Origin of the sequence: Limnohabitans sp. Rim8 (assembly GCF_945869175.1) — a bacterium.
In the GTDB taxonomy this organism is placed as follows: Bacteria; Pseudomonadota; Gammaproteobacteria; order Burkholderiales; family Burkholderiaceae_C; genus Limnohabitans_A.
The window spans coordinates 19,147-29,629 of sequence record NZ_CAMBNZ010000027.1; the positions used below are offsets into that span (position 1 = coordinate 19,147).

The 10,483-nt window shown below is 60.0% G+C and carries 10 protein-coding genes; 1 reads left to right on the forward strand and 9 read right to left on the reverse strand.

Going from position 1 to position 10,483, the window contains the following annotated elements; all coding sequences use genetic code 11:
* Position 1 precedes the first annotated feature (1 nt).
* Positions 2-586 carry a hypothetical protein gene (locus Q0O19_RS06195; protein WP_295521019.1) on the reverse strand — a complete coding sequence of 195 codons (585 nt, stop codon included), beginning with the start codon at positions 584-586 and terminating at the stop codon, positions 2-4.
* 86 nt (positions 587-672) lie between these two features.
* Here Q0O19_RS06195 and mpl point away from each other — a divergent pair, with 86 nt between their 5' ends.
* Complete coding sequence (mpl, locus tag Q0O19_RS06200; RefSeq protein ID WP_295521021.1) at positions 673-2,040, forward strand: UDP-N-acetylmuramate:L-alanyl-gamma-D-glutamyl-meso-diaminopimelate ligase; 1,368 nt, start codon at positions 673-675, stop codon at positions 2,038-2,040.
* Here the strand turns inward: mpl and Q0O19_RS06205 are convergent.
* The 8 genes from Q0O19_RS06205 to Q0O19_RS06240 form a co-directional block, all read right to left on the reverse strand.
* Complete coding sequence (locus Q0O19_RS06205; RefSeq protein WP_295521023.1) at positions 2,030-3,157, reverse strand: 3-deoxy-7-phosphoheptulonate synthase; 1,128 nt, start codon at positions 3,155-3,157, stop codon at positions 2,030-2,032. The genes mpl and Q0O19_RS06205 overlap by 11 nt on opposite strands.
* 253 nt (positions 3,158-3,410) lie before the next feature.
* A complete protein-coding gene (gene tldD / locus Q0O19_RS06210) occupies positions 3,411-4,871 on the reverse strand; it encodes a metalloprotease TldD (RefSeq protein WP_295521026.1) in 1,461 nt (486 codons plus the stop codon).
* A 69-nt stretch (positions 4,872-4,940) separates the two neighbouring features.
* The gene (locus Q0O19_RS06215) at positions 4,941-5,852 is read right to left on the reverse strand and encodes an NAD(P)-dependent oxidoreductase (protein ID WP_295521028.1); all 912 of its coding nucleotides are present in this window, start codon (positions 5,850-5,852) and stop codon (positions 4,941-4,943) included.
* Complete coding sequence (gene rodA / locus Q0O19_RS06220; protein WP_295521031.1) at positions 5,849-7,003, reverse strand: rod shape-determining protein RodA; 1,155 nt, start codon at positions 7,001-7,003, stop codon at positions 5,849-5,851. The genes Q0O19_RS06215 and rodA overlap by 4 nt, the downstream gene beginning before the upstream one ends.
* A 49-nt stretch (positions 7,004-7,052) precedes the next feature.
* Complete coding sequence (ruvC, locus tag Q0O19_RS06225) at positions 7,053-7,601, reverse strand: crossover junction endodeoxyribonuclease RuvC (protein ID WP_295521043.1); 549 nt, start codon at positions 7,599-7,601, stop codon at positions 7,053-7,055.
* A 29-nt stretch (positions 7,602-7,630) separates the two neighbouring features.
* Positions 7,631-8,365, reverse strand: a complete 735-nt coding sequence (gene mtgA / locus Q0O19_RS06230) for a monofunctional biosynthetic peptidoglycan transglycosylase (protein ID WP_295521032.1) — start codon at positions 8,363-8,365, stop codon at positions 7,631-7,633.
* Between the two features lie 41 nt (positions 8,366-8,406).
* Positions 8,407-9,273, reverse strand: a complete 867-nt coding sequence (locus Q0O19_RS06235; RefSeq protein WP_295521033.1) for an energy transducer TonB — start codon at positions 9,271-9,273, stop codon at positions 8,407-8,409.
* A gap of 31 nt (positions 9,274-9,304) precedes the next feature.
* A partial coding sequence (locus Q0O19_RS06240) for an RNB domain-containing ribonuclease (RefSeq protein WP_295521035.1) occupies positions 9,305-10,483 on the reverse strand: 1,179 nt, incomplete at its 5' end.

Here is a 10,483-nt window from a genome sequence, read left to right on the forward strand (position 1 = left end):
GTCATGCCGCCAGCAAGCGCTGAAGCGCCATCCAATCGCCTCGCGGCGACCGGCCTTGGGTGTCAGGCAAGAGCGCGCCGCGCAGATCGTCCAAATCGTATATGCGCAGGTGCACGCCCACATGCTCATTGAAGGGCTCGCAAAAAATATGCAAACTCAGCACATCCACATCGTCCCCATGCAGGCCGCGCACCGTTTGGACTTCGTAACGCTGGTTTTGGTTGATCAAGGCAATTTCAGCCGACTTGGGGTCATCGCAAAACAAGGCCAAATCGACATCGCACAGGCGCGTGGCCCAACCTTGCCAAACCGCCCCACCCAAATGCGGGCGAAATTCGGCCAAGCGTTGCATCCAGACCTGCGCCAATTCACGCAAAGCCCGCAACTCGGCAGGCTGCGTATCGGCACAAAACAGGGCGATGTAGTCGCGCACCTCTGCCTCGACCAGGTCGTTGCTGGGCAAAGCACTGCGGGCGGGCAGGCCCAGCTCTTTGAGGGCTCGGTGTTTGGCTGGTCCAAAGGCCAAACCTTCTTCCACCACCAAACGGGCCGCGGTGACGGCAATTTCAAGGGCAACATCGTTCATGAGAGGCGATTGTGCCCTTAGAAACGGATCATCCTGTCCTGCATACGCCCACAAGTTGCTCCAGCGCAGCCCTAGAATCTCAACCCATGCATATACATATATTGGGTATTTGTGGCACCTTCATGGGGGGCTTGGCCGCGCTGGCCCGTGAGGCAGGGCATCGGGTCACGGGGTGTGACGCGGGTGTCTACCCGCCCATGAGCGACCAGTTGCGTGCTCTGGGCATCGATCTGATCGAGGGCTTTGACGCCGACCAGATGACCCTCAAGCCCGACCTGTACGTGGTGGGCAACGTGGTCAGCCGCTCCCGATTGCCAGATGGCAGCGCTAAATTTCCTCTGATGGAGGCCATTCTCGAAGCCGGTGCGCCTTACACCAGCGGTCCGCAGTGGTTGTCCGAGCATGTGTTGCAAGGCAGGCATGTGCTGGCGGTGGCCGGCACCCACGGCAAGACCACCACCACCTCCATGCTCACTTGGGTGCTGGAGCAGGCGGGCTTGAATCCCGGCTTTCTGATTGGTGGGGTGCCTTTGAATTTTGGCGTCTCGGCGCGTCTGGGCGGCGACCATTATTTCGTGATCGAAGCGGACGAATACGACACCGCCTTCTTTGACAAACGCAGCAAGTTCGTGCACTACCGTCCAAGAACAGCCGTCCTCAACAACCTGGAATTTGACCACGCCGACATCTTTGACGATCTGGCCGCCATCGAGCGCCAGTTCCACCACCTGGTGCGCACCGTGCCCGGCACGGGCCGCCTGGTGATCAACGGCCTGGAAGAAAGCCTGACCCGCGTACTGTCCCAAGGCTGCTGGAGCGAAGTGCGAAGTTTCGGAGCGACCGTGAGCGATTTTGTGGCCGAAGGCGCGCCGTCGGACTTCAAAGTCCTACAAGCTGGCCAATCGGTCGCCGAAGTGCAATGGGCCATTGGCGGTGTGCACAACCAACTCAACGCGCTGGCGGCCATCGCTGCAGCCGAACATGTGGGTATCGGGCCTGCCATGGCAGCTCAAGCCTTGGCCACGTTTGAAAACGTCAAGCGCCGCATGGAAGTGCGCGGGACTGTGAACGGCATCACGGTGTACGACGACTTCGCCCACCACCCCACGGCCATTCGCACCACCGTCAACGGCCTGCGCCGTCAAGTGGGCGAAGCGCGCATCCTGGCCATTTTCGAGCCGCGCAGCAACACCATGAAACTCGGCGCGATGAAATCCCAGTTGCCTTGGAGCCTGGAAGAGACCGACCTTGCATTTTGTCATTCGGGCGGTCTGGGCTGGGATGCAAATGCAGCCCTGCAGCCCATGGGCGCACGCGCGCAAGTGGGTGCCAACATAGACGAGGTGATTGCGCAGGTGCTGGCCCATGCCCAACCGGGCGACCACCTGCTGTGCATGAGCAACGGGGGCTTTGGCGGGATTCATGCCAAGTTGTTGTCGGCCCTCAACGGCTGATCGAGCGACGCGCCTTCACCGCATCCGACAGCACCTGCAACACGCCTACGCTGTCGTCCCAGCCGATGCAGGCGTCGGTGATGCTCTGGCCGTAGGCCAGTTTCGTCGCATCGTCCTTGCCGGGGGTGAACTTCTGGGCACCGTCCAGGATGTGGCTTTCGACCATGACGCCGAAGACCTGGCGTGAACCGCCGCTGATTTGGGCAGCAATGTCTTTGGCCACGTCGATTTGACGCTCGTGTTTTTTGCTGCTGTTGGCGTGGCTGCAGTCCACCATCAGGGTAGCAGGCAACTTGGCGGCTTCAAGCTCTTTGCACGCCGCGGCAACGCTGCCCGCGTCGTAGTTCGGGGCTTTGCCGCCGCGCAAAATCACGTGGCAATCCTGGTTGCCCTGAGTCTGGACGATGGCGACTTGACCGTTTTTGTGCACCGATAAAAAGTGGTGGCCACGGGCGGCCGCCTGGATCGCGTCGGTCGCGATCTTGATGTTGCCGTCGGTGCCGTTCTTGAAGCCGATGGGTGCCGACAGGCCAGAAGCGAGCTCGCGGTGCACCTGGCTTTCGGTGGTCCGGGCACCGATGGCGCCCCAACTGATCAGGTCGCCAATGTACTGGGGCGAGATCACGTCAAGGAACTCGCTGCCTGCGGGCAGGCCCTGGCGGTTGATCTCGATCAGCAACTGACGCGCAATCCGCAAGCCTTCATCGATGCGGTAGCTCTCGTCCAGGTAGGGGTCGTTGATCAAACCCTTCCAGCCCACGGTGGTGCGGGGCTTTTCGAAATACACGCGCATCACGATTTCCAGGCTGTCGGCATATTTTTCGCGCAAGGGCTTCAGGCGCCGGGCATAGTCCAAAGCGGCGGCGGGGTCGTGGATCGAGCAAGGGCCAATGATGACCAGCAAACGGTCGTCCTGGCCGTGCACGATCTTCTGAATGGCTTGACGGGTATTGGCGATCAGGGTTTCCGTCGCTGTCCCTGCGATCGGGAAGAAGCGGATCAAGTGTTCAGGAGGCGGGAGCACGGTGATGTCCTTGATGCGTTCGTCGTCGGTCTGGCCCTTGCGATCGGCAGCATTCGTGTACCAACTCTCAGGGGCTGTGGCTTTGGCATTCATCGTGGACTCCTTAGATTGAGAAAAACATAAAAAAAACCGCCGGGCTTTGAGGCTCCGGCGGTGTGTATCGAGATGTTCGGGTGCTTATGCGCTCGCCTCTCGTCCGCCGGGGACTGAGAACCAAAAATAAAAAAAATAAAAGACGATGCGCGAAGACATGGGTTTCAATGTATCACAGCTCAATGACAGTTTCTGAAAGGCACACCCGGGGACAAACCCGCGCGCCTCCCGTTTCAATTTCAGGCGGTCATGTTCAGGCCGTACCGCCCACGGTGAGGCCATCAATGCGCAGTGTGGGCTGCCCCACACCCACCGGAACGCTCTGCCCTTCCTTGCCGCAGGTCCCCACACCCGAGTCAAGCTTCATGTCGTTGCCGATCATGCTGATCTTTTTGAGCGACTCGGGACCACTGCCGATCAAGGTCGCGCCCTTGACGGGGTATTGGATCTTGCCGTTTTCCACCCAGTAAGCCTGGCTGGCCGAGAACACGAACTTGCCACTGGTGATGTCCACCTGGCCGCCCGCAAAGTTGGTGGCATACAGGCCTTTTTGGATGCTGGCCACGATTTCTTCGGGGCTCTTGTCGCCGCCCAACATGTAGGTGTTGGTCATGCGCGGCATCGGCACATGGGCGTAGCTTTCGCGGCGGCCATTGCCCGTGGGCTTGACACCCATCAGGCGGGCGTTCATCGAATCTTGAATGTAACCGCGCAAGATGCCGTCTTCGATCAACACGTTCTTCTGGCTGGCGTGGCCCTCGTCGTCCACATTCAGTGAGCCACGGCGGTCGGCCATGGTGCCGTCGTCGAGCACCGTCACGCCTTTGGCGGCCACGCGCTGGCCGATGCGGCCGCTGAAGGCGCTCGAGCCCTTGCGGTTGAAGTCACCCTCCAAACCGTGGCCTACGGCCTCGTGCAACAAAATGCCAGGCCAACCACTGCCCAGCACCACGGTCATTTCGCCAGCAGGCGCAGGTCGTGCATCGAGGTTAATCAGCGCGGCCGACACCGCTTCTTGCACATAGGTTGCCACCATGGCGTCGTCGAAATAAGCCAAACCAAAGCGGCCACCGCCTCCGGCACTGCCCACCTCACGGCGGCCATTTTGCTCGGCGATCACCGTGACCGACAGTCGGATCAAGGGGCGCACATCGGCGGCCAAGGTGCCGTCAGCACGCGCCACCATGACCACGTCGTACTCGGTGGCCAAACCAGCCATGACTTGCACCACGCGCGGATCCTTGGCGCGGGCCATGGTCTCCACGCAGCCAAGCAGGTTGACTTTGGACGTGCTGTCCAATGTGGACATGGGGTCGAGCGAGGGGTAAAGCGAGCGGCTGGCCGAAATTTTGCGGGTAGGCACCTTAATGCGCTTGTTTTGTGTGGCCTGTGCAATGGTGCGCACCGTCAGGGCGGCATCCATCAAGGAGGCTTCAGAGATGTCGTCCGAGTAGGCAAAGGCGGTTTTCTCGCCCGAAACAGCCCGCACGCCGACACCTTGGTCAATGCTGAAGCTGCCGGTTTTGACGATGCCCTCCTCCAGGCTCCAACCTTCTGAGCGGGTGTACTGGAAATACAAATCGGCATCGTCGACTCGGTGCGCCTGAATGGCAGACAAAGCCCGGCTCAAGTGGGTTTCGTCCAAACCAAAGGGTTCGAGCAAGAGGGACCTGGCCGTGGCCAGGCGTTCGATGGTGGGTTCACGTGAAATCATGGTGACCATTGTAGGCAGGCTACAAGACCCTTGCCCGTGCCGGTCAGTGGCAACACCCTACCGATGGTTTCAGCTCCGCGTTTGGCGCGTCCATTCCAGCAGGCTGGCATCGTCATGGCCCTGCAAGCCCTGCGCCATGGCCTGAGCAAAGACATCCCGCGCCATTCGGCCCAAAGCGGGCTCAAAAGCCACGGCCTCAGCGGCCTGCACCGCCAATCCTGTGTCCTTGGCCAACAAACTCACGTGCGCACGAGGCGCCAAGTCCCCCGCCAAAGCCCGACGCATCCGTTCCGAACCGATCCAGCTTTGTCCGCTGGAAGCCTCAATCACAGACAAGGTGGCCGCTGGGTCCAACCCCAATCGCTCGGCCAAGGCCATGGCCTCTGCAGCCCCGGCCAAATTCACCGCAGCCAGCAAGTTGTTGACCAACTTGGTACGGGCCCCGTCTCCCGCTTTTGTACCCACACGAAAGACCTGTCCACTCAAAGCATCCAACAAGTGCCTGTGGCGCTGCCATGCGGCTTCAGAACAGGCCACCATCAAGCTCATGCTGCCGTCTCTGGCCCTCACAGGGCCGCCAGACATGGGTGCGTCGATACAGTCCACACCGCCCTGCGCCAGTCGCTCAGCTTGAGACTGCACGGTGTCGGGCCCCAAGGTTGGGCAAAGCATCACCGCTTGGCCAACCTGCAAATGCGGACCCGCACCGGGCCTCACGCCTTGACCGACATCTCCCCACAGCACGGCTTCGGTTTGCGCTGCATCCACCACCGCCACCAGCAAAACCCCACTGGGCGCAAGCGATTGGGCCGCCTGCATGGCCGATTCAAAAGGCACCGCGCCCAAAGCAACGGCCCGCGCTTGGGCTTGCGGGTCGGTGTCGTGCACCCCCACTGACCAGCCCAAAGCACACAAACGGGCCAACATGCCCCCACCCATATTGCCCGCCCCAACCACTGCCACAGAGAAGCCCTTGTTCATGTTTGCACCCATTGTTTGGACCGAGCGATCGACATCAATACCCCCAAGGCCAAGCCTAAAGTGACCATGGCGGTACCGCCATAGCTGACGAAAGGCAGGGGCACACCCACCACCGGCAAAATGCCGCTGACCATGCCCATGTTCACAAAGGCATAGGTGAAGAAAATCATGGCCATGCTGCCGGCCAACAAACGGCTGAAAAGCGTCGGAGCTTCGGCTGCGATGACCAAAGCCCGATAAACCAAAAAGAAGAACCAAAAAATCAGGAACAGACCACCGACGAATCCGAACTCTTCGCCATAGGCCGCAAAAATAAAGTCGGTGGTGCGCTCAGGAATGAACTCCAAATGGGTTTGGGTGCCTTGCATGAAGCCTTTGCCCCAAAAGCCGCCCGAGCCAATGGCGATCATGCCTTGGATGATGTGAAAACCCTTGCCCAATGGATCTCGCGCAGGGTCCAGCAAGGTGCACACCCTTTGTCGCTGGTATTCGTGCAGCACGCGCCAGTCCACGTCCGGTTGGCACAAGCTCGGCTCCATGACCACCAATACCACGATGCCCACAACGCCCAAAACAATGGGCGGCAAAATCCAGCGCCACTTCAGGCCCGCAAAGAAAATCACGGACAGTCCAGCAGCCAAGACCAGCAAAGCTGTGCCCAGGTCGGGCTGTTTCATGATCAAACCCACTGGAATGCCCAGAATCAGCAGTGCCACGGCAAAGTCGAAAGGCCGAAGCTGGCCTTCACGCTTTTGAAACCAAGCGGCCAACATCAAGGGTAATGCAATTTTCAAGATTTCACTGGGCTGGATCACCACGCCCAAATTGATCCAGCGTTTGGCCCCTTTTTTGGTGATGCCAAAAATCGCCACCGCCACGAGCAAGATGACCCCCACGGTGTACACCGGAACTGCCCACGCCATCAGCTTTTGCGGCGGCAACTGGGCCACCACAAACATGATGAAGCCGGCCAACAGCATGTTGCGTCCATGGTCCACAAAGCGGGTGCCGTGGTCGTAACCGGACGAAAACATGATCAACAAACCCGCGCAAGCGAGCATGAACACCGCAAACGCCAAAGGGCCGTCAAAGCCCTTGAGCAATTGCCGCATGCGATGCAACAGCGTCGGTTTTTGAATGACGGGGCCCATGGTGAACATTATCTCAGCACGCAGGAAAGCCTGTGGTGTTGGCCATGCCTCAATGGCTGCGTCCGCTGCGAAACATGCCATGCGTTTTTCGGTTGAGAACGCCTTGTGCGGCCAGTTTGTTCATGGACGGGCTGGCATGCGCATGGGTGATGGCCATGCCCAAAGCATCTGCAGCGTCTTGACGCGGCAGCACGGGCAATTGCAACAAGCGCTTGACCATCTCTTGGATCTGCGACTTGGCCGCACGGCCATGTCCGGTGACCGATTGCTTCATTTGCAAGGCGGTGTACTCGGCCACGGGCAGATCGCAAGACACCAAGGCCGTGACACAACACCCACGCGCTTGGCCCAGCAAGAGAGTGGCTTGGGGGTTGACGTTGACGAACACGATTTCGACCGAGGCGACATCGGGCTGATAACGGGCATGGATTTCGCGCACACCGTCGTAAATCACTTTCAAACGGGACGGCAAATTGCCCATCTCGCCTCGGGTGGTCTCGATCACGCCGCTGGCCACGTACTGCAGGCGTGAGCCCGTCATGTCCAGCACACCGAAGCCCGTGGTCTGAAGGCCTGGATCGATGCCCAGGATGCGCACGGTTGGCGGTGTGACCGTGGTCAATGAACTCATGGCAACACCACATCAGCCATGCGGGCCACGATCGTGTTGGCACGGCTGGCCAAATAGGCCGATTGGGCCCTTTGCTCAAAATAACGGGGGCGGGGCAACATGACAGCCAAACGCGCCGCTTCCCAGTCGTTCAAACGGGAAGCGCTTTTTTGGAAGTAATGTTGCGCTGCAGCTTCGGCTCCGAAAACGCCCTCGCCCCATTCGACGCTGTTGAGGTAAATTTCCAAAATACGCCGCTTGGACAGGAAAGACTCCAACGCCAAGGTGATCAGCATCTCTTGACCCTTGCGCAGCAAAGTGCGCTCACCCGACAAGAACAGGTTTTTGGCCAACTGCTGTGTGATGGTGGAGCCGCCCACGATTTTAATGGGCGGGGATTTGCCATCCGGGCGGCGCTGGGCGCGCAGCGCAGCCAAGGCTTTGGCTTTGGCATTTTTCTCCCAGGCTTTTTCCAAAGACTCCCACCACACGCCGCCATGCTGCGCAAACAGGCTGTCTTCGGATGCGATCACGGCCCGCTGCAATTTCGGCGAGATGGCAGACGCATCCACCCACTCTTGTCGCCAAGGCAACTGGCCTTGGCGGCTCACGATTTTCCACATCTGTGAGCGCTCAAAACTGGTGGACTGCGGCGCCAACACGGCCATGCTGGCGATCCGCAAGGCAAAAAACAGCTGCAATCCCAGCCCTGCCAGCAACACCAGGGCACACCAACGACCGAAAGCACGCATCAAAATCCTTTGTCTCTGGTTGAAAAGGGCCGACCAGCCCCTCAAGGCTGCAGGGCATCCGGGGTCGACATGCGCATGTCCAGAACGCCCTCTTTGGAAAACTGAAAACGGGTGACCACCACGATCTGGTCGGTCTGCCGCCTCATGTTAGCGCTGAACGCCTCAAAAGGGGCCACACTGCGCACAATCGCGACCGCCCTTTGGTCCAGTAAAGGCTGTCCTGAGGGTTTGGCCACTTCGGTTTGCACCAGTCGCCCTTTTGCATCCACGGTGATCACCATGGTCAGTTGACCGTAAAGCTTTTGCCCGCCCACCTGTGGAAAATTGAGCGTACCGCGTGTCTCAATGCTTCGCCGCAGCTTGTCGTAATACAGCGCGTAGGCCGCTTGGCGGGTCGCGGGGCCGATGAAACGCTTGCGGGGGCCACTCTGGGTTTTCTCCAACTTGGGCTCAATTTCGGCCAACTGGCGAGCCAACTGTTGCTGGCGCTCTTGTCTGGCTTGCCGCTCAGGTGCATCGACGCTCTCCCCTGAGGGGTCTGTCGTCTGTGCTGACAATTCCTGTTTCAGTTGGGTGAGCAAGCGCATTTGTTGACGTTTCAAGGCCTCGATTTGACGCTGCATGGCCCCGATATCGGTGCCCGATTCTTGGACCACCGAAGGCGGCAAAGGCGTGCTGGCACGTTGCTGGCCTGGCTCAGATCCGCCGCCTGCCAAATGGACCTGTGCGATGGCCTGCACACGCTCAGGCGGTGCGTCGCTGCGGGCATTGACCAGCACCACCTCCAGCGCGGTGTCTGCAAAGACCCGCTGAAAGCGCTCAGGATCGGCAAAGCGCCAAGCGATCAGCGAAGCATGCAGGCAGATCGAAAAGCCCAAAGCCCACGCCAGCGTGTGGCGATGAAGCAATCGCTTCAAAACAGAAGGAGACTGAACGCCCTCAAGACCCATCGCTTTGCGTGCTGTCACTCAAATCGACCGCAATGGTGAGCGGCCCTGCGGCCATGGCCTCGTCCTCATCGGCCTCTTCGGTTTCGGCACCAGCTGCCAACTCAGGGGCATCCAGATGCGCGGTCACGGTGCCATGCACGTCAAGCGCCATCAAGTCCACTTCGCCCAGCTTGACGCGCACCCGCGCACCGCGCATCAGGCCTTGCGCGCCCATCACGCTGAACATCAGGGGCAAGGTGTCAGCGCGCACCAACCAACTGCCACCGCCCATCTCCTTGACCAAACTGGCCTCCAGCTCTTGGATGCTTTGCTGCTGCACAAGGCGCAGTGTCCAGTAACGCTCCATGCTGGACTGCACACTGTTGTAAGCACTGTAAGCGGCATCAAAACCGCTGATGATGGAAAACAGCTCCGCGTCTTTGGGTTTGAAAGGCGCAGCCAATGCAGCGGTCGCGCCATGCTGGGCACACGCGATGATTTGCCACTGGTTGACCAGGTCGGTGTAACGGCGCAGGGGCGAAGTGCTCCAAGCGTAACTGGGCACGCCAATGCCAGCGTGCGGCAGCGCCTTGGTGCCCATGCGCACCTTCACACCGGGGGCCATGCTGGCTTGGCTGCGGTAAATACCGGGCACGCCCAAGCTGGCCATCCACTGACCCCAGGTGCTGTTGGCCAAGATCATGGCTTCGGCCACCATCAAATCCAGCGGCGCACCGCGCTTGCGGGTGCCAATGACCACGGTCTCCTCGCCCGTGGGCGGGGTCTCGTTGCTGGAACGCTCCAGCTTGAAGCTGTAGTCCGGGCGGTTGAAGTTTTCGGGTTTGCCACGCACCACTTCGCGCCGGGACTTGAGGGTTTGCGCCAAACGCCAGAAAAACGCCAATGTGGCGCGACTCACCGGCACATCGGCGTGATCGCTGCCGTCTTCGCCTTCCAGCCATTCGCGGGTGATGCGGTCGTCCAGTTGGTCGTGACGCAGGTTGACCACCATCGGCACCCTCTCCAACCGGGTGACCGTGCTTTGCACCTCCAGCGTGTCTTCGCTGAAAGTGACGTAAAGCGACACGGCGGGGCAGTCTCGCCCCTCAATCAAGGTGTAGGCCTGCACCACGCTGTCGGGCAGCATGGTGATTTTGTAGCCGGGCATGTAGACGGTTGACAGGCGGGC

What these genes read in the sequence shown, in the direction of transcription:
- Q0O19_RS06195 (WP_295521019.1), bottom strand. Translation starts at nt 586, where the DNA reads ATGAACGATGTTGCCCTTGAAATTGCCGTCACCGCGGCCCGTTTGGTG.
- mpl (WP_295521021.1), top strand. Translation starts at nt 673, where the DNA reads ATGCATATACATATATTGGGTATTTGTGGCACCTTCATGGGGGGCTTG.
- tldD (WP_295521026.1), bottom strand. Translation starts at nt 4,871, where the DNA reads ATGATTTCACGTGAACCCACCATCGAACGCCTGGCCACGGCCAGGTCC.
- Q0O19_RS06215 (WP_295521028.1), bottom strand. Translation starts at nt 5,852, where the DNA reads ATGAACAAGGGCTTCTCTGTGGCAGTGGTTGGGGCGGGCAATATGGGT.
- rodA (WP_295521031.1), bottom strand. Translation starts at nt 7,003, where the DNA reads ATGGGCCCCGTCATTCAAAAACCGACGCTGTTGCATCGCATGCGGCAA.
- mtgA (WP_295521032.1), bottom strand. Translation starts at nt 8,365, where the DNA reads ATGCGTGCTTTCGGTCGTTGGTGTGCCCTGGTGTTGCTGGCAGGGCTG.
- Q0O19_RS06205 (WP_295521023.1), bottom strand. Translation starts at nt 3,157, where the DNA reads ATGAATGCCAAAGCCACAGCCCCTGAGAGTTGGTACACGAATGCTGCC.